This window comes from Deinococcus hopiensis KR-140, from assembly GCF_900176165.1.
GTDB lineage: Bacteria > Deinococcota > Deinococci > Deinococcales > Deinococcaceae > Deinococcus > Deinococcus hopiensis.
On sequence record NZ_FWWU01000009.1, the window covers coordinates 1,431,280 to 1,449,967 of the forward strand.

Genomic DNA, 18,688 nt, shown 5'->3' on the forward strand with positions numbered 1-18,688 from the left:
ACCCTGTTGGAAATGACAACCCCGCTTCCCACCTATCCGCAGCCGGACGCGCGCGGGCGCTACGGCCGCTTCGGTGGCCGTTATGTCCCCGAAACGCTGATTCCCGCCCTTGACGAACTCGAACGCGCCTATGGCGAAGCGAAGCACGACTCCGACTTTCTGAACGAGTTGCAGCGCCTGCTGCGCGAGTTCGTGGGCCGGCCCAGCCCCCTCTACCTGGCCCGGCGGTTGACCGAGCACGCGGGCGGCGCGAAGATTTACCTCAAGCGCGAGGACTTCAACTACACCGGCGCGCACAAGATCAACAACTGTGTGGCCCAGGCCCTGCTCGCCGTGCGCATGGGCAAGAAGCGCGTGATCGCGGAGACGGGCGCCGGTCAGCACGGCGTTGCCTCGGCCACTGCCGCCGCGATGCTCGGACTGGAGTGCATCGTGTACATGGGCGCGGAGGACATCCGCCGCCAGGCCATGAACGTCTTCCGGATGAAGCTCCTGGGGGCCGAGGTCCGCGAGGTAACGAGCGGCACCGCCACCCTCAAGGACGCCACCAATGAGGCGATCCGCGACTGGGTAACGAACGTGCGCGACACCTTCTACATTCTGGGCAGCGTCGTGGGGCCGCACCCCTACCCGGCGATGGTCCGCGACTTTCAGAGTGTGATCGGCGAGGAGCTCAAGGTGCAGTTACAGGCTGTGGAGGGCCGTATGGCCCCCGACGCCATCGTGGCCTGTGTGGGAGGAGGCTCCAATGCCATCGGCATCTTCGCTCCCTACGCCTACCTGCCTGCTGGAGAGCGTCCCCGGTTGATCGGCACCGAGGCTGCCGGGGAGGGCGTGGACAGCGGCAGGCACGCGGCCAGCGTGGCGGGCGGACGCATCGGTGTGCTGCACGGCGCGATGATGTACCTGCTTAACGATACCGAGGGCCAGATCGTGCCGCCGCACTCCATCAGCGCGGGGCTGGATTACCCCGGCATTGGCCCAGAACACTGTCACTACGCCGAGACTGGTGTAGCCGAGTACGTGCCCGTCACCGACGCGCAGGCGCTCGAAGCCCTGCAACTGCTCACGCGGTTGGAGGGCATCATTCCGGCGCTCGAGAGTGCGCATGCCGTCTACCACGCCGTTCAGCTGGCGCGCGAACTCGGCCCCGAGAAGGTCATCGTCGTGAACCTTTCCGGGCGCGGCGACAAGGACGTGGCCGAGGTGATGCGGCTTTTGGATCTGGAAACAGGCCAGGAAAAGAAAGGGGAGGTGCGGGCATGACCGCGACCATGACGAGACAGACGGAAGCCACAACGCTGCACAACCGGGGAGCCTGCCGCATTCACGCCGCATTCGGGCGGGCACGGGAGCAGGGCCGGGCGGCCTTCATCCCCTTCATGACCGCCGGGTATCCCACCGCCGAGGCGTTTCCCGCCGTGGCAGACGCGCTGCTCACCCACGCGGACCTGATGGAAGTCGGCATTCCCTACTCCGATCCGTTGGGCGACGGCCCCACCATCCAGCGGGCCAGTGAGCAGGCCCTCGCGGCGGGTACCAGCACCCGTCGGACGCTGGCGCTGGTCAAAGAACTCCGTGCCCGCCACACCACGCCCATCGTCATCATGACCTACGTGAACCCCATCTACGCTGTCGGCCCACGCGAGTTCATGCGCCTCGCGCAGGATGCGGGCGTGGACGGCCTGATCCTGCCGGACCTGCCGCCCGATCAGGACCTCGAGATCGCGGACCTCGCCGCCGAGCACGGCCTGGCCGTGACCTTCCTGATCGCGCCCACGAGCACGCCCGAGCGCGTTGCGCTGGTAGCAGAGGCCTGCACCGGCTTCCTGTACGCGGTGAGCGTCACGGGCGTGACTGGAACCCGCGAAGGCAGCGCCCTAGGCGAAGTTCCCGCCATGCTCGCCCTCGCCCGTCAACATGCCCGTGTGCCCATCGCCGTCGGCTTTGGCGTCAAGGACGCGGCCACGGCCCATCAAGTCGCCCAGGTGGCAGACGGTGTGGTGGTTGGCAGCGCCTTTATCAATGCCGTGCGGGCTGGGCAGGATGTGGGAGCGGTGGCGGCGGAGATTGCCGCGGGGTGTAAGCGGGCGGAGTGAGGTTGGAGAAAGAGGGGAGGGGCCACGGGTGAGAATGCCCGTGGCCCCCTTTGATCGCGGGGTCAGGGCGCAATCTCGAGCAGGAGGGCCGCATAGACGGCGCGGAGCAGGGCTGGACTGGACATTTCTCGAATCTCTGCCTCGGTTATCCAGGCTTATAAGACGAGAACCGCATTCACCCATGGGGACTTGACGAAGGGCGCGGCCGCCCAGTGATGCACAAAGCCCTCGAGGTCGGAATCAACTTCTTCGGGACGGCCAATGTCTATTCGCTGGGGGCGAGTGAGGCGGTTCTGGGGACGGGCCCTCCGGACTTTGTCCGCCGGGAGGAGGACGTCATCGTCACCAAGGTGCAGGGCCGGATGCGCGCGGGCCCGAACGGCGGGGGTTCTCGCGCAGGGCGGTCATGGGCGAGATCGGCAAGAGCCTCAGGCGGTTGGGCACAGACCATATGGACCTGGACCAGATTCAACGGTGGGACCCGCAGCACACCTACCGAAGAAACGATGGAAGCGCTGCACGACGTGGTCCGATCCGGGAAGGCGCGGTATATCGGTGCCTTCGCCTTGTGGGCGTGGCAACTCCAGCGGGCCCTGCACGGGGCCGAGACGCACGGGTGGACCCGCTTCGCCTTGGTGCAGAACCGCCTGGACCTCAGCCACCGCGGGGAAGTACGGGAAATGCTGCCGCTGTGCCGCTTGGAGAAGATCGGAGTGATTTCGTATGGTCTTCCCGCCTCCGGAAGACTGACGCGCAGCGGGTCACCGAAACGGACCCTCCTCGCTGAGACAGACCAGATCGCAACTCGCAGGTACGGTGCAAACCGACCGGCGGGTGACTGAGCGTGTGGCAGAAACTGGCGCAGAAGCGCGCCGTTCCACGCTCATGGCGCGTGTGTCCAAATGGTGCGGCGCGCGGAAGGGCACCCCTCACGGCGCCATTCTCCCTGGGCGCATCGAGGTTCGCTCGCCGGGCCCGGTCAAAAAGAACGCCGCACTTTGACACACGCGCATATACCGCGTTGGCCTGGCTGTTGCAGAAGGCGCCGGTGACGGAACCGGTTGTTGGGGCGACGAAAAGCCCATACCTAAATGACGCTGTGGATGCCCTGGCCGTGGAGCTTATTTCGGAAGAGGTGGCCTACCGGATACGGTTTGCGGATCCTCCGTTCCGCCCGCTCCGCTCCCGTTTTTCCTGCTCGCTCCACCCGGGTCAACCCGTTATTTCACAACGGATAAACCCCAATCCGTACCAGGCCGTCGGCAGGCGGCCAGAGGGGGCGGTATGGCTCTTTTGCCGGGATCCTGATCCTTACCCGGTATTCCGCACCCCCGCCGCAATGCCCTGCAAGCTCAGCAGCAGCGGGCGCTCATACTCGTCCAGGCCGCCCTCCACACTGCGGGAACGGTGCAGCAACTCCACCTGAATGCGGTGGATGGGGTCGATGTAGGGGTTACGCAGCTTGATGCTCTCGCGCAGCCTCGGCTCGTTCGCCATCAGCTCGGCCCCCACGGCTTCCTGCACCAGCTGCACGGTTTCGTCGTAGGCTTCCTGCAACTGCGAGGCCAGCCGCCCTTCGCCGCCCAGGCGCAGGTACTCGGCGAAAATCAGGAAGTCACTCTTGGCGAGGCTCATCTGCGCGTTGTCGAGCACGGTACGGAAAAAGGGCCAGTTGGCGTACATCTCGCGGGCGAGGTCCGGCCCGATTTCGCGCAGGCCGTCAGCCAGGCCGTACCAGCCGGGCAGGTTGGCCCTGTTCTGCGTCCAGCTCATCACCCAGGGAATGGCGCGCAGGTTGCCCAGGGTGGGCGCCCCGGGCCGCCGCACGGGCCGCGAGGCGATGTTCAGCCGGGCAATCTCGTGGATGGGCGTCACGGCCTCGAAGAAGGGCAGGAACTCGGGATCGTCCACCAGGGCGCGGTAGGCTTCTCCACTTGCGCGGGCGGCGCGGGTCATCGCCTCCGTCCACGCGGCGGGCGGATTCTCGGCGGGGCGGGCGGCGGCCAGCAATAGGCCGTACAGCGCCTGTTCGAGGTTGCGCCGCGCGAGAACCGGGTGGCTGTACTTGTCGGCCAGCGCCTCGCCCTGCTCGGTGATCCGCAGGCCGGCGTCGATCGTCCCGGCGGGCTGGCCCAGAATTGCGCGGGAGGCCGGACCACCGCCGCGCCCGATGGATGTGCCGCGCCCGTGGAAGAACCGCCACGGTACCCCTGCCCGGCGGCACACCTCGCTCACGCGGCGCTGGGCCTCGTGCAGCGCCCAGTTGGCGGACAGAAAGCCGGTGTCCTTGTTGGAGTCGCTGTAGCCCAGCATAATCTCCTGCACGTCACTGCCCAGCACGGCGCGGTACTCGGGAATGCTGAGCAGTTCCCACACGACTTGCGGCGCGCGTTCCAGGTCGTCCAGCGTCTCAAACAGCGGCACGGGCAGGACCCGGAAGCCCACCTCGCGGGCGAGGAGCAGCGGTTCGAGCACGTCGCTGACGCTCTCGCTCATGGAGATGATGTAGCGGCCGAAAGCACGGGGGCCGACGCGCCGCGTCGCCGCCTGCACCTCACGGATGGGGCCGATCACCGTCTCCAACTCGTCGGGAAGCGCTGTTCCCGCAGGCCACAGCGGACGGCGCGAGCGCAGTTCCGCCGTCAGGACCTCCTGCTTGGCGTGTTCGGGAAGGGCCAGGTAATCGCCTTCCACCCCGGCTTCCTTCAGGAGGCGGGCAATCGCCGCGCCCGTCTGGGCGCTGTGCTCGCGCACGTCGAGGCTGACGAGGTGCTGGCCGAACACACGCGCCACCGTCAGCAGCGGCGTGAGCAGGAGCTCGGCGCTGCGGCGTTGGCCCTCCGTCTCCAGCCGCTCACGCAGGGCTTCCAGGCGGGGCAGCAAATCCACCTGTTCCCCCGCCTCTACAGCCGCGTGCAAGGCGCGCAGTTCCACCCGGTACGAGTCCTCCTCGTCGCCCTCCAGCTCCTCCTGACTGAGGTCCGTGAACGCTTGGCTGATGGCCTCCATCAGCAGGCGGCGGGCCAGGTCGCGGTGCAGCGCCAGCGTTTCCCGCGTGGCCTGCGGCGTGACAAAGGGGTTGCCGTCGCGGTCCCCACCCATCCACGAGTTGAAGGAGAGGGGCAGCCTCGCCTCCGTGGGCCGCCCATACACCCCTGCGAAGGCCCGCCCGAGGTCCCGCTGCAGCTCGGGCAGCGCCCCCGCGATGGAGGTGATGTAGTTCAGCCCGCCCTTGACCTCATCCTGCACGGTGGGCTTGAGGCGGCGCAGCTCGGGCGTGCCCCACAGCGCCTCCACATGGGCGGCGACGCGCTCCAGCGCCAGTGGGCTTTCCAGCCCGGGAATATCCTGCGCGATTTCGACCAGGTGGGCGCGCACGGTGCGGCGGCGCATCTCGGTGGGGTGGGCGGTGAAGGTCAGTCCCAGGTCCAGGCGGGCGAGCAGGGCTTCGACTTCCTCTGCGCTCAGCCCCTGGGACTTCAGCTCGGTCAGCGCCTGCTCCAGGCTTTGCGGGCGCACGCCCTGAACGTTTGACAGCACCCGCACCCGCTCGTATTCCTCGGCCAGATTCACAAGCTGGAAATACCAGGTAAAGGCCCGCGTGAGGTTCCCCGCCGTCTCGCCGTCCAGGTCCGAGAGCAATTCGCGCAGCTCTGCGTCGTCACCCCCGGCCCGCACCTCGCGCACGAGCGAGCGGGTCCGCTCCACCAGATCGAAAAAAGCCTCGCCCTCCTGCTCCTTCAGCACCTGTCCCAGCGTGCGCCCCAGCGTGTTCACGTCACTGCTTAGCCCCATGTCCGCCTTGCCTCCCCGGTAAGTTCTTCAAATTCAGGTTGTGCCGGGGGCAGGACGCTCCTCCCCCTCTTCCGCGTAACGGTAGCGCTCCGCGGTCAGGGCCCGGCCCCCCTCCATCTGGACAATCACCCCATTGAGCTCTGCCGGTCCCCCCGCCGCCGAGAACCGGTGGGGACGCTCGGTCAGAAAGCGCTCGATGGGTCCGGCCGGGTCTGCGCCGATCACGCTGTTGCTCGGTCCGGTAAAGCCTGCGTCGGTCTGAAAGGCGGTGCCCCCGGGCAGAATGCGCGTGTCAGCGGTGGCGACGTGCGTATGCGTGCCGATCACGGCGGCCACCCGCCCGTCGAGATGCCACGCCAGCGCTGCCTTCTCGCTCGTGGCCTCAGCGTGAAAGTCCACGAAAACGTGGCCGAGGTCCGGCCTGTCCAGCAGTTCGTCCATCGCCCGAAAGGGATTCGTCACCGCTTCCATAAAGACCCGCCCGAGCAGGTTGACCACCGTCAGCCGCTCCCCTTTTACCTCAAAGGTCCGCCAGCCCACGCCCGGCGTGCCTGGATCGGCGTAGTTAAGGGGCCGGACAATGGGATACCTCGCCTCGTCCAGCAACAGGCTGTAGATGTCTTTGTGGTGCCAGGCGTGGTTGCCCAGGGTGATGCACCCCGCTCCCGCGCGCAGAATGCCGTCGGCAGCCTCACGGTGCAGGCCCAGGCCTCCGGCGGCGTTCTCGCCGTTGACGATGATGAAATCAAACCCCGAACGGACGGTGGGCAGGTGCGCTCCCAGCACCCGGCGGCCGGGCGGCCCGTACACGTCTCCCACGAACAGCACGCGCAGCATGGTGCCCACCTTATCCGAGTTGGGGGCAACTCATCAGACTTCCGCCTCAGCAGGGATGAGAAAACCGCGGGCCCGACTGGGAGGATTCGGAGAGCCTGGGAGGCGAGAAGGAAAAACGGTGGCAGAAAGGTGTGGAGCCGCACAACTGAGAAGAGCAGAGGTGCCTTCGCTGGGCGGACTCGCAAAGCGCTGCGGATGTCGAGCATCAGGGCTTGGCGTTCGTCACCGTCCCGCCCTTGTTTCCCAGCGATTGCAGGTCCAGCAGGAAGTTCCCGCCCGAGGGCAGCATCACGGTCTGGATGGTCGGGGCGAGCTTTTCGGCCACCGTAAGCTGCACGAGCTGGGGGTTGTTTCTCAGGGCCTGGCCGCGCAGGGCGAGCGACTGCGCCTCCCCCTTCGCGCGGGCGACGGCCGCCTTGGCCTCGCCCTCGGCCACCACCACCTGACGCTGGGCCGAGATGTCGGCCTGCTGCAGACGGTTGCGCTCGATCTGGACCTGCTGCTCGGCGGTCTGCTTTTCCTCGATGGCCTTGGCCACGGAGTCGGGAATCTTTAACTCGCGCAGCAGCACGGCGTCGAGCTGGAGGTGGTTTTTGGTAAACACCTCCGTCAGTTGCCGCGCGACTTCCGCTTCCACCGCCTGCCGCTGAGACGAGATCAGGTCTGCGGCCCCGAATTGCCCCACCACGTCGCGGACTTTGGAGCGGACCTGGGGCCGCACCACCGTTTCCAGGTAGTTCGGGCCGAGTTCGCGGTGCAGGGCGGGCAGTTCGGTCGGGTTGACGCGGAACTGCACCGTCACGTCCGCTGTGATGTCCAGGCCCTCTTTGCTGCGGCCCCGGATGGCCCCCTCACCCGCCGCGTCCTGCTGGCCGTGCGCGAGGGTGACCTCCTGCAGCCGGGTGTCGTACAGCACCGCGTGCTCGATCAGGGGAGCCGTGAAGGTCAGCCCGCTGGGCCGCACGCCCGGTTTCACGCCGCCCAGCGCGCTGAACACCACCCCTGCCCGCCCCGCCGGAATCACGGTGACGCTGCTCCACAGCACGTAAATCACCCCCAGCGCCAGCGCTGTCAGCGGCAGGGTCCGGGGGTGAAAGCGGGCAGGGGAGGGCATGTTGGGCGTCATGCCCCGATTGTGGAGGCGTGGGCGGGAGGTGTCCAGATGGGGCCGGGGGCGGCTTGGCCCTCAGCGCCTGGCCTCACTTCAGGTAGGGCGAGAAGCGGCCCAGCGCTGCCGCGTCGGGCACGGTGCTGCGCAGCAGGCGGTTGCCACCGAAGGTCAGCAGGAGACTCGGGGAGTCCACGGCCTTGCCGCCCACCCGGGGACTTCCGCTGAGCAGCGCCTGGGCCGAGTGTACGTCGAAAACGAGGGTGGTGGCCTGCAGCGCGGGGGTGTCCGCCTTCACCCCGCCCCGTGCCGCCACGAAGTCGCTCTTGGCGTACAGCACGACTTCCGCTGCCGTGAGGTTCCTGACCTTTGCGTCCGAGAAGGTGACGCCGCCCGTCGCGGTCACCACGCCGCTTTTCAGGTCATAGACGATCGTGGAGGCCTTCAGGGTGGCACCCTCGGGCGTCGTGACGGTGGCGCCCTGGGCGGTCAGACGTTCGCCCGGCCTAAGCTGCATGCGGTCGGCCACCAGGCGTACGCCGTTCTTGGCGTCCGTCGCCGTGCCGCCCTGAGGAAAGTCGGTCGCGCCCGTCTCCAGATTGAGGTTTTGTGCTCCGCGCGGCGAGACGTTCAGGCCGCCGAAGGTCACGGCTTGGCCGGATCCCAGGGTCACCGAGGCGAGCAGGGGCAGCAGGGTCAGGAGGGAACGCTTCATGGACCCCACCCTAGCGCCCCCGCTTTAAGCGGCGTGAGCGGAGGCGTCAGGCGGGCATCAGGGGCCTCGTTTTTTCCCGGAAGCCCCGCGCTACACTCGGGGCAGTGAAGCGCTTCCCCCTGCTGCTCCTGCTCGCGGCTTCCTCCGCGCTGTCCGGCCCGGCGCTCGCCGCGCCCCGCGTCGGTACCCACGACGGCTACACCCGGGTGGTGTTCGACTTGCCCCACGCCACCACCGCGAGCGCCCGCGTGTCTGCAGGCAGCGTGACCGTGAAGCTCGGCCTGAGCCTGCCCGCTGCGAACGGTCCGCTGGGGGCTCCCGGCGTCACGGCCTATGCCGTTGCGGGCAGTACGGTGACCGTCACCCTGGCGAAAGGACACGCCCAGGCCCAGGCGAAAGTCCTTCCCGCAGCCGGTGGCCAGGCCGCGCGGCTGGTGATCGACGTGCCCACAAGCACCGCCGCCGCGAAGGTTTCCGCCACTCCGCCCGCCAGGAAAGCCCCCCCCGCCAGCACTTCCACCGCCAAGCCGCCGTCCCGCCCCCGCGTGGTGCTGGACCCCGGCCACGGCGGCATCGATCCCGGGATGCAGAGCCAGTGGGTGCAGGAGCATGAGGTCACGCTCTCGGTGGCCCTGCGCGTGCGGGACCTGCTGCGCGAGCACGGTGTGGACGTGGTGATGACCCGAGAGAAGAACGCGGATCTCAGCGACGACAAGACCACGGACCTGGACCTGCGTTCGAGAATGGCGAGCAACGCGAATACCAGCGCCTACGTCAGCATCCACGTTAACGCTTCTGCCAGCCCGAGCAGTCAGGGCATCGAGACCTACTATTTCGGCAAGCCCCTCGCCGGGCAAAAGCGCGGCGTCGCCATTCTGGAAAACGGTGGCGGCAGCCTCGGTCAGGAGTTGACCCGGCGTGCGGCGAACAGCGCCCAGGGCCTGCTCGGTGACCTGCTCGCCCAGGCCAAGCTCGCCTTCTCACGCCAGCTCGCGCAGAAGGTGCAGGCCAGTCTCATCTCCGCCACGGGGGCGGTCAACCGGGGCGTGCAGACCGAAACCTTCTACGTCATCCGCAACCCCACCACCGCCGCCATCCTGATCGAGGTGGGCTTCGGCAGCAGCCCGGTGGAAGGCCCCCGCCTCGCCCTGCCCGCCTACCGGGACAGGCTCGCGGGCGCAATAGCGCGGGCGATCCTGAACTTTTTGAATATGAAGTAGGACCGCGCAAGCAGCCCCGTGCAGCTGGGCGGCCTTTTTTGACGGCAGGACCCGGCAAAACGGCTGGACGCTGGAGTATTCGGGCGGGTCATGGTTCGTCTCCTGACTCGCCACCGTGAAGTGACTGAAGTGCAGCAAGGCGATGTGTGGCCTCGTCCGCCAGTAGGCTCGGCGCCATTTCAGCGCAGGAGGCGGAAAGCCACCGCCAGATCCCGCACTCCCTCCACTGACCGAATCGGCGCCGAGGCGAGAAAGCCCCGCGGCGTCTCCGCTGCGGTTTCCTCGTTTGACCGCCTTACCGCCGTCCCTTCACTGTCCAGCGTTCCTCACCCACGCCTGCCCTCGCGTTGGCCGCTCGGGCCATCACGAACAGCAGGTCCGAGACACGGTTGAGGTAGACCTGCACGTGTCCGTTGACCTCCTCCTCGTGCGTGAGGCGTATCACCTCGCGCTCTGCCCGGCGGGCCACGGCGCGGGCAACTTGCAGGGTGGCGGCGAGCGGCGTGCCGCCGGGGTGGACAAAGGCCGTCAAGGGCGGCACCGCCTCCTGGTAGCGGTCGATCACCGCTTCCAGAAAGGCGATGTCCTCGGCGTCCATCCGGCTGAGCTTTTGCCCATAGGGGCTCTCCAGCCGGGTGGCGAGGTCCGCGCCCACGTCAAAGAGTGCGTTTTGGAGGTACTCCAGGTCCGCGTCCATCCCGGCGTCGGGCTGCGCCGCATGCGCCCGCGCCAGCCCCAGCAGGCTGTTGAGTTCGTCCACGGTACCGTAGGCCTCGACGCGGACGTGCGCCTTGCTCACCCGGTCCGCGCCGTAGAGTCCCGTGGAGCCGCTGTCGCCCGTGCGTGTGTAGAGCTTCATGCAAGACAGGGTAGTGGGTTGTGGGAGGCGCGTCGTAGGAAGCTTCCACAGCCCACTGGCCTAGCGCCCCGTCCGCTGGGTGAGTTCCCGCACCTGCCCCGCCAATTCGGACGAGAAGCCGCTCGCGTCGGCGCGCCAGGTCCAGTTTTGTGGTCCCGTCGTGCCCGGCAGGTTCATGCGGTCCTCGCTGCCCAGGTTCAGGAGGTCTTGCAGGGGTACCACGGCCAAGTTCGCGCGGCTGCCGAAAGCGAGTTCGGTGAGCTGCCAGGCGAACGTCTCCTCGGAGGGGTTGCTGCTCGTGTAGACGCGGAAGTTGTGGCGCTCCTGCTCGTCGGCGTGAACCCACCATCCGCGCGAGGTGTCGTTGTCGTGGGTGCCGGTGTACACCACCTGGTTGACCTTGAGGTTGTGCGGCAGGAAGTCGTTCACGCTGAAGTCGCCGCCCCCGAAGGCAAATTGAAGCACCGCCATCCCCGGCAGCCCGAAGTCGTCGCGCAGCTTTTCCACGTCCGGGGTGATGACGCCCAGGTCTTCGGCGATGATGGGTACGCCGCCCAGGGCCTCCCGGACCGCCTCGAGCATCTCGTAGCCCCGGGCGGGAACCCACTGGCCACGTACCGCCGTCTCAGCGGGGTAGGGGATCTCCCAGTACCCGGCCAGGCCCCGGAAGTGGTCCAGGCGGATCAGGTCATACAGCTTCAGGCTGCCCTGAAACCGCTTGATCCACCACGCGAAGCCGTCTTCCGCCATCACGTCCCAGCGGTAGAGCGGATTGCCCCACAGCTGCCCCGTCTCGCTAAAGTAGTCCGGCGGCACGCCCGCCACCACCGTGGGCTGTCCCCGATCGTCGAAATAAAACTGCTCGCGGTTCGCCCAGGCGTCGCTGGAATCCAGCGCCACGAAGATGGGGATGTCTCCGATAATCTCCACGCCCCGCGCGCGGGCATAGCTGCGCAGAGCGCTCCACTGCCGGAAAAACAGGAACTGGGTAAATTGCACGCGCTCGATCTGAACGGCGAGTTCCGTCCGCGCCTTTTGCAAGGCCTCCGGCTCGCGGTCCCGCAGCGCCGGGGCCCAGCCGCTCCACGCTTCTCCGCCGTGGGCATCTTTGAGGGCCATAAACAGCGCGTAGTCGTCCAGCCACTCGGCCTCCGCTGCCCGGAACGCTTCGAAATCGGCCTTCAGATGAGGCGTGAGGCCCTCCTGGAAGGCGCCGTACGCTTGCCTCAGCACCCCGTTGCGCCACACGTACTGCAATCCGAAATCCACCCGTTCGGAGCTAAACCCGGGCAGGTCCGCCAGAATGGCGTCGCCCAGCAGGCCCTCGCTTCGCAGCGTGTCGAGGTCAATGAGATACGGGTTCCCGGCGAAAGCGCTGAACGCCTGATACGGACTGTCGCCAAAGCCGGTGGGTCCCAGGGGCATCACCTGCCAGTAGCGCTGTCCGGCTCCAGCAAGCCAGTCCACGAAGTGCCGGGCCTGCTCGCCCAGGGTACCGATGCCGTAGGGGCCGGGAAGGCTGGTGGGATGCAGCAGCACGCCGCTCGAACGTTGGATGGTCATACGGGGTCCTCCGGGATGGGAATGAACGGTGAAGCCTCTATCATGGAAGTGATTCCAAAGATCAGAAGAGTATATTACCCGTTCGAGTGTAGCCAGAGGCACAAGCGGGCCATGAGGAAAAGCCCAGACGCCTTTAGGACGTGGTATGGGGAAGGGTTCGAGAACGGGAAGAGGGCGGTAAGCCCGTTGGCCCCGCCCTCCCGAATGTTTTTGGCGTTTAGCCGTAGGCCACTTCGAGCACCTTGAACTTCTTCGGCCCCCGGGGCGAGGGCACCAGCACGAGGTCCCCCTCCCGCTTGCCCGCCAGCGCCTGCCCGATGGGGCTGGCATCGCTGACCTTGCCCTTCAGCACGTCCACCTCGTAGGTGCCCACAAGCTCGAAGGTACGCGGCTCGCCCCCGTCCACGGCCTGAATGACCACCCGCGCGCCCAGGCCGATGCCACCGGACGCGTCTTCAGGGATGATCTGCGCGCGTTCGAGCTGATCTTCAAGTTCCACGATGCGCGATTCGTTCTCGCTCTGCTGCATGCGGGCCTCGTCGTAGGCTGCACTTTCCCGCAGGTCACCGTCGGCGATGGCCGAGCCCATATAGTCGCTGATCTGTTCGCGGCGAACCGTCTTGAGGTACTCCAGCGTCTCCTTCAGCTTGTCGTAGCCGCGCTGGGTCATGGTGATGCGGGTTTTGGTCATAACGGCCAATTATAGGGCATGGGGGACGGAGGACAGGAGGCAAGAGGTGGATGGCCCTGGAAGCCTTTCTCTCCTCGGTGCGTTCCCGCAAAGGCAGGACTGCAGCCCTGAGACAGGCGGTCAGGGACAGCCACCTTCCTCCGGGTGGCCCAAATCTCGACGAGAGAACAGCAGGAAGGATCCCCGAAAGTCCTGCTGCTCAGAATTCGTCGCGCATCAGCATCAGCCGGACCTCGTGCGGGCTCGTGGCCGCCTCCAGCGCTTCTTCGAGCGAGATCAGTTTGCGCCGGTGCAGCATCACGAGGTGCTGGTCGAAGGTCTGCATCCCCCGGATGTTGTCTTCCATCATGGCGTCTTTGATGTAAGGCGTCTTCTCGGGGTCCTTGATGTAGTCCTTGACGAGGGCGGTGCCCAGCAGGATCTCGGCGGCCAGCACCCGGCCCTGCCCGTCGGCGCGCGGCAGCAGGCGCTGCGACACGATGCCCACCAGTGCCTGCGCGAGTTGCTGCCGGACCTGGTGGTGCTCGTTGAGGGGAAAGAAGTCGATGATGCGGTTGACCGTCTGTACCGTGTCCTGCGTATGCAGCGTGGAAAGCACGAGGTGGCCCGTCTGCGCGGCGGCCAGCGCCGTTTCCACCGTGTCCTTGTCGCGCATCTCGCCGATCATCAGAACGTCCGGGTCCTGGCGCAGGGCGTACTTGAGTGCAGTGCGGAAGTCGCGCGTGTCCATGCCGATCTCGCGCTGCACAACGAGGCTTTTGTCATTCTTGTGCAGAAATTCGATGGGGTCTTCGATGGTAATGATGTTGTACGCGGCGTTGTGGTTGATGTGCGAGATCATCGCTGCGAGCGTGGTGCTCTTGCCGCTGCCCGTCTGTCCGGTGATCAGCACCAGGCCCTGCGACGACTGCGTGAGCTGTTTCATCACGCCCGGTGGCAATCCCAGCAGGTCGAAGGTCGGCGCCGTCGCCATCACGCGCCGGATGACGATGCCCACCGCGCCCCGTTGCCGGAACACGTTGCAGCGGAATCGGCCCAGCTCCGGCACCGTGTAGGCCAGGTCGAGTTCGTTCATGGCCGCAAACTCCTGCCGCTGCTCGGGCGTCAGCAGGGTCTGGGCCAGCGCGATCATCGCGTCCGGGTTCAGGTACTGAATTCCCATCGGTTGCAGCCGCCCATCTACCCGGCCCATCGGCGGACTGCCCGCCTGCAGGTGCAGGTCCGAGGCGTGATGGACCACCATCTCCCGGAGCAGATCATGAAGATTCATCGTGTGCCCCCCATTGTAGCGCTGGGAGTGGACTCGGGCCACAGGGGCATGTTGTCGATGAGCCGGACCCCGAACATCCGGGCGGCGATCAGGACCCGGGTCAGGGCGTCCTCCGTGGCCTGCGGGTGCTCGGTCATGTTTCCGTCCACCACCGTCAGGTAGTCGAGCTGCACCCCGGGTTCGGTGGCCAGCACGTCCAGCCCGGACTGCCGCAGCCGCTTCACCTCGCGCTCACCCCTCAGGGCAGTGTCCTGCACGGCGCGCAGGGCCCGCGACAGCACCGCGGCCCGCTCCCGCTGCTCCGCGCTGAGGTAACTGTTGCGGCTGCTCAGGGCCAGCCCGGACGCCTCACGCACTGTCGGTACCCCCACGATCCCCACAGGCACATCGAGGTCCCGCACCATCTGCCGCACCACCGCCAGTTGTTGCCAGTCTTTCTCCCCGAAGTAGGCCCGGTGGGGCCTCACCACATTCAGCAGCTTCAAGACCACCGTCGCCACTCCGTCAAAGTGACCGGGGCGCGACGTTCCCTCGGGCGGCCCGGAGACGCGGCCCACCGACACCGTGGTGGCGTAGCCGTCCGGGTACATCGCCGCTACAGAGGGGTGAAACAGGAAGTCGGCTCCCGCCTCGCCCACCACCTCCAGGTCCCGGGCAAGGTCCCGGGGATAACGCGAGAGGTCCTCTCCAGTGCCGAACTGTCTCGGGTTCACGAAGACGCTGACCACCACCACGCCGCATTCCGCGTGTGCTCGGCGGATCAGGGTGGCGTGTCCCCCGTGCAGGTAGCCCATCGTGGGCACAAAGCCCACCCGTCCCGCTCCCTCCAGGGCGGCGCGGACCTCGTCCGGGGTGTGAAGCAGTCGGGCGCTCACTTGCGTTCCCCATCCAGGCCGAGCGCGTGGACGATCCGGTCCAAAATCCAGCTCACGACGCTCAGCACGAGCGCGCCGAGGATGGCCCCCGTCAGGCCCGAGACGTTCAGCGCCGTGACGCTCGCCGCGAGCCACAGCACCACGCCGTTGACCACCAGGGTAAAGAGGCCCAGCGTCAAGACGTTCACCGGCAGGCTCAGCAGCAGCAGCACCGGGCGGATCAGGGCGTTGACCAGCCCCAGGACGAGCGCGGAGATCAGGACGCTGCCCACGTCGGCACCAGGCGTGAAGCTCACGCCTGGGTACACCCGCGTCACGAGGTACAGCGCCAGCGCATTGACCAGCAGCCGGAGGAGGAAACCCATAGGAGGGCAGGATAGTACAGGTTGGTCAGGGGCCCGCCCGGACGATCCTCGCCTCGAAGGGCCGCAGGGGCGCGCCGACCGCCCCGGCGTCCCACAGGCTGCTCAGCAGGGTTTCTCCGTTTGCCAGGGCGCCCACTGCCCGCGTCTCGCCCCCGAAATTCAGCAGTACGGTCAGCCGCTCGCCGTCCAGCGTCCGCTCGAAGGCGAAGACGTCCCCGTAGCCCGCGTCGTGCGAGTGGTACTCACCGCCCACCAGCGCTGGGTGCTCGCGCCGCAGCCGGGTCAGGGCCCGGAAGTAATTCAGGTCGCTGCCTTCGTCCTTCTCCTGCGCCGCCACATTCACCTGGTCCGCGTCGGCGGCGAGGGGCAGCCAGGGCGTCACGCCCGCCGGAGCAAAGCCCGCGTTCTCGGTGCTGTCCCACTGCATCGGGGTGCGCTCGGGATCACGGCTGGCGGCGGGCACGTCGGGTTGCTGGAGTCCCGCCGGGTCCACCATCTTCTCGGGGGGAACAGGCACGTTCTCCATGCCGATCTCGTCGCCGTAATACACCGTCGGCGTGCCGCGCAGGGTCAGCAGCAGGGTCTGGGCCACCCGGTAGCCCTGCGTCCCCACCCGCGTCTTGAAGCGGTGCTGGTCGTGGTTGCCCAGCACCCAGTTGGGCCAGGCTCCGGCCAGTACGCAGGCCGCGTCGTACGTGTCGGCAAAGGCGCGTACCTGCGCCGCGTCCCACGGCATCCCAATCAGGTGGAAGTTGAAGGGCAGGTGGACCATCTCGGTGTCCTTTGTTCCCGCGTAGGGCAGCAGCCGGTCCACCGGCAGGTAGATCTCGCCCACCATCATGCGGTCCTCAAACTCGTCCAGCACCTGCCGCATCTCGCGGATGTACGCGTGCGTCTCCGGCTGGTCCTGGGTGTAGATGTGGTCCAGCGAGGCGTGCTCGATCATTCCAGGCTGCCAGTCGGGGTTCTCGGGCTCGTCCAGATAGCGGTCGTCTTCGGCCAGCAGCCAGATCACGTCCACGCGGAAGCCGTCCACACCCCGGCGCATCCAAAAGCGCAGCGCGCCGTACATCGCCGCGCGCACCTCCGGGTTGCGCCAGTTGAGGTCCGGCTGCGAGGGCAGAAACTGGTGAAGGTAATACTGCCCGCTTCGTTCGTCCAGCGTCCAAGCGGGGCCGCCGAAAAAAGACTTCCAGTTGTTGGGCACGCTGCCGTCGGGTGCGGGGTCGCGCCACACGTACCAATCGCGCTTGGGGCTGTCCTTGCCCTTCAGGGCTTCCTGAAACCACGCGTGGTCCGAGGAACTGTGGTTGGGCACGTAGTCCAGCATCACCTTCAGGCCCAGGCGGTGCGCGCCCTGCACCAGCGCGTCGAAATCTTCCAGGGTGCCGAAGAGTGGATCGACGCCGCAGTAGTCGGCCACGTCGTACCCGAAGTCGCGCATGGGGCTGGTGAAGATGGGGGAGAGCCACACCGCCTCCACGCCGAGGCTCGCCAGATAGGGCAGCCGCGCTGTGATGCCGCGCAAGTCGCCCACGCCGTCCCCGCTCGCGTCCTGAAAGGAACGGGGGTAGATCTGGTAGATGATGCCGCGCTGCCACCACTTCAGTTCGCCGGCGAGGGTCTGGGTCATGGGCCAGAGCGTAGCAGGAACGGGGCAGGAGCTGAATCGGTTCAGTGAGGCGCAGTGGAAGACGCCTCCCCATCAGGTCAGCGGTTGCAGCTGAACTTCCCGGCTTCCCCGTGCCATCCAGCCCTTCAGCGCTTGCAGGCCCTCGTCGCTGAGTTCGGTGGAAGCCGTTGCGTCTGACCGGACCGACCAGCCGCGCCGGTTGGCTTCCTCAGGCAGGTTTTGAAAGGTGTAGCGGCCTGCTGTCACGGTCCCCGACAGCCGCACCGTTGCCAAGTGCGCGTAATACTCGCGCTCGAAGCGCTTTTGCTGCCGCTCCTCACTGTGCTGGTCGATGCCGGATACACCGAAGAACATGAAAAAGGCCCCAAAGTCGGGCAGCGAGGCAAAGCGCCTGCGCCGGGCCCGAAGCTCGGTGAGCTGTACGGTCTTCATATGAAGAGGGTACTGGGCAAGTGGGGCGGCTTTGGTCCTGCTCAGCGGTGCGCTTCGATCACGATGGTGCCGCCCTGCAGCCGGGCCATTTCCGCGCCCTCATGGCCGTCGAGCTTGCGCATGGTGCTCAGGCTGCTGCCCTCAGGGGTACGGGCCACAGCGTCCCCGATTCGGATCTGGGCGCTGGAGATGGGCCGCGCCCAGACGATGGCGTCCGCGTGGCCGCCAAAGCCCGCGTGCACCACCCCCCGCAGCGCTCCCATCACGATGACGTCGCCGCCCGCCACGATCTCCGCGCCCGGGTTCACGTCGCCCAGAATGACCACGCTGCCCCGGTACTCGCCCCGGAATCCTGCGCGGACGCCGTGGGGCAAGATCACCGTGCGGGCGCTGCCCTCCTCCTGCTCCGCGCTGGGAGCGGCGACGGTCACGCGGGGCGCCCGGACCCGTCCCGGCGTCCCTCCAGCGGCGCGAACGGCCTCCAGCGCAACTTCCAGGGCGGCCGGATCGGTGTCGCCCCCCACCTCCAGCGTCACGTTGACGGCGAGCAACTCGGCGCGGAGCTCCAGCGCCTGCGCCACGCTGGCCGCCGTGTCGCCCGGTTCGAGAAGGAGGTTCATGCCGCCGAGCGTGCCGCGAAGCTTCATCCCATCCACTCTACCCCGGGTGGGCGCGTGGGCGCGGCCTTTTCCGCTTTCGGGGCGTTGGGTGCATACATCGGGCGGGCGACGTGGTATAAAATGTGACTTATGTTGATTCAGGAGGGCACCCTTGGTGCAGCTTGACCCCGGCGCGGTCGCCAGTGGCCGCGTCACGCGCGTAACGGATTTCGGCGCGTTTATCCAGTTCGAGAACGGTGAGACCGGCCTCGTGCACATCTCCCAGATTGCCCACTCCTTCGTGAGAAACATCCACGATCATGTCCGCGAGGGCGAGAATGTGGACGTGAAGGTGCTTGGCCGCGACGAGCGGGGCCGCCTCGACCTCTCCATCAAGGAGCTGCTCGAAGAACCCGAGGAGATCCCGCGTCCGCGCGCAATTGGCCGCCAGAGCCCCCAGTTCGAGGCCAAGCTGCGCTCATTCATGCGCGACGCCAAGGAGCGCACCACCGGTGGAGGCGGCGGCAAAAAAGGCCCAGCCACCTCCAAACGCAAGAAGTAGTTCCCTTTCGTCCTGCGCGGCACCCTCGATTCAGCTGGGGGTGCCGCCGCCCGTTGTGGGCGGCA

Annotated in this window: 18 protein-coding genes; 5 read left to right on the forward strand and 13 right to left on the reverse strand. The window is 67.2% G+C overall.

All coding sequences use genetic code 11. From position 1 onward, the window contains the following. The first annotated feature begins 12 nt into the window (after positions 1–12). The 3 genes from trpB to B9A95_RS20500 all read left to right on the forward strand — a co-directional run bounded on the left by trpB (position 13) and on the right by B9A95_RS20500 (position 2,941). Entirely contained in the window at positions 13–1,266 is a 1,254-nt protein-coding gene (trpB, locus tag B9A95_RS20490) for a tryptophan synthase subunit beta (protein WP_084048965.1), read from the forward strand. Continuing rightward, complete coding sequence (trpA, locus tag B9A95_RS20495; protein ID WP_084048966.1) at positions 1,263–2,099, forward strand: tryptophan synthase subunit alpha; 837 nt, start codon at positions 1,263–1,265, stop codon at positions 2,097–2,099. Before trpB ends, trpA begins: the two co-directional genes overlap by 4 nt. A 215-nt stretch (positions 2,100–2,314) precedes the next feature. Further along, positions 2,315–2,941: an aldo/keto reductase gene (locus B9A95_RS20500; protein WP_139806914.1), complete on the forward strand. Its 627-nt coding sequence runs from the start codon at positions 2,315–2,317 to the stop codon at positions 2,939–2,941. A 469-nt stretch (positions 2,942–3,410) separates the two neighbouring features. On the opposite strand, the gene B9A95_RS20505 is transcribed toward B9A95_RS20500, so the two are convergent. The 4 genes from B9A95_RS20505 to B9A95_RS20520 form a co-directional block, all read right to left on the reverse strand. Further along, positions 3,411–5,894 (reverse strand): phosphoenolpyruvate carboxylase, encoded by a 2,484-nt coding sequence (locus B9A95_RS20505; protein WP_084048967.1) that lies wholly within the window; start codon positions 5,892–5,894, stop codon positions 3,411–3,413. A 33-nt stretch (positions 5,895–5,927) separates the two neighbouring features. After that, the gene (locus tag B9A95_RS20510) at positions 5,928–6,731 is read right to left on the reverse strand and encodes a TIGR00282 family metallophosphoesterase (RefSeq protein ID WP_084050870.1); all 804 of its coding nucleotides are present in this window, start codon (positions 6,729–6,731) and stop codon (positions 5,928–5,930) included. A gap of 205 nt (positions 6,732–6,936) precedes the next feature. Continuing rightward, positions 6,937–7,857 (reverse strand): prohibitin family protein, encoded by a 921-nt coding sequence (locus B9A95_RS20515; RefSeq protein WP_084048968.1) that lies wholly within the window; start codon positions 7,855–7,857, stop codon positions 6,937–6,939. Positions 7,858–7,930: 73 nt separating this feature from the next. After that, positions 7,931–8,554, reverse strand: a complete 624-nt coding sequence (locus B9A95_RS20520; protein WP_084048969.1) for a hypothetical protein — start codon at positions 8,552–8,554, stop codon at positions 7,931–7,933. Positions 8,555–8,658: 104 nt separating this feature from the next. Between B9A95_RS20520 and B9A95_RS20525 the strand changes: the two genes are divergently transcribed. Then, the gene (locus B9A95_RS20525; protein WP_245808412.1) at positions 8,659–9,774 is read left to right on the forward strand and encodes an N-acetylmuramoyl-L-alanine amidase family protein; all 1,116 of its coding nucleotides are present in this window, start codon (positions 8,659–8,661) and stop codon (positions 9,772–9,774) included. A 295-nt stretch (positions 9,775–10,069) separates the two neighbouring features. On the opposite strand, the gene B9A95_RS20530 is transcribed toward B9A95_RS20525, so the two are convergent. The 9 genes from B9A95_RS20530 to B9A95_RS20570 all read right to left on the reverse strand — a co-directional run bounded on the left by B9A95_RS20530 (position 10,070) and on the right by B9A95_RS20570 (position 18,109). Next, entirely contained in the window at positions 10,070–10,633 is a 564-nt protein-coding gene (locus B9A95_RS20530; protein ID WP_084048970.1) for a cob(I)yrinic acid a,c-diamide adenosyltransferase, read from the reverse strand. 60 nt (positions 10,634–10,693) lie between these two features. Next, on the reverse strand, positions 10,694–12,196 hold the full coding sequence (gene malQ / locus B9A95_RS20535) for a 4-alpha-glucanotransferase (protein ID WP_084048971.1): 1,503 nt from the start codon (positions 12,194–12,196) through the stop codon (positions 10,694–10,696). Between the two features lie 217 nt (positions 12,197–12,413). Beyond that, entirely contained in the window at positions 12,414–12,887 is a 474-nt protein-coding gene (locus B9A95_RS20540; protein WP_084048972.1) for a transcription elongation factor GreA, read from the reverse strand. A 199-nt stretch (positions 12,888–13,086) separates the two neighbouring features. Continuing rightward, positions 13,087–14,157: a type IV pilus twitching motility protein PilT gene (locus tag B9A95_RS20545; RefSeq protein WP_084048973.1), complete on the reverse strand. Its 1,071-nt coding sequence runs from the start codon at positions 14,155–14,157 to the stop codon at positions 13,087–13,089. Next, complete coding sequence (gene panC / locus B9A95_RS20550; RefSeq protein ID WP_084048974.1) at positions 14,154–15,032, reverse strand: pantoate--beta-alanine ligase; 879 nt, start codon at positions 15,030–15,032, stop codon at positions 14,154–14,156. Before panC ends, B9A95_RS20545 begins: the two co-directional genes overlap by 4 nt. Continuing rightward, a complete protein-coding gene (locus B9A95_RS20555; protein ID WP_084048975.1) occupies positions 15,029–15,397 on the reverse strand; it encodes a phage holin family protein in 369 nt (122 codons plus the stop codon). Before B9A95_RS20555 ends, panC begins: the two co-directional genes overlap by 4 nt. A gap of 25 nt (positions 15,398–15,422) precedes the next feature. Continuing rightward, positions 15,423–17,030 carry an alpha-amylase family glycosyl hydrolase gene (locus tag B9A95_RS20560; RefSeq protein WP_084048976.1) on the reverse strand — a complete coding sequence of 536 codons (1,608 nt, stop codon included), beginning with the start codon at positions 17,028–17,030 and terminating at the stop codon, positions 15,423–15,425. Between the two features lie 72 nt (positions 17,031–17,102). After that, positions 17,103–17,462: a hypothetical protein gene (locus B9A95_RS20565; protein ID WP_084048977.1), complete on the reverse strand. Its 360-nt coding sequence runs from the start codon at positions 17,460–17,462 to the stop codon at positions 17,103–17,105. A gap of 41 nt (positions 17,463–17,503) precedes the next feature. Continuing rightward, positions 17,504–18,109: a septum site-determining protein MinC gene (locus tag B9A95_RS20570; protein ID WP_084048978.1), complete on the reverse strand. Its 606-nt coding sequence runs from the start codon at positions 18,107–18,109 to the stop codon at positions 17,504–17,506. Between the two features lie 124 nt (positions 18,110–18,233). Here B9A95_RS20570 and B9A95_RS20575 point away from each other — a divergent pair, with 124 nt between their 5' ends. Further along, positions 18,234–18,623, forward strand: a complete 390-nt coding sequence (locus B9A95_RS20575) for a S1 RNA-binding domain-containing protein (protein WP_084048979.1) — start codon at positions 18,234–18,236, stop codon at positions 18,621–18,623. Positions 18,624–18,688: the final 65 nt, after the last annotated feature.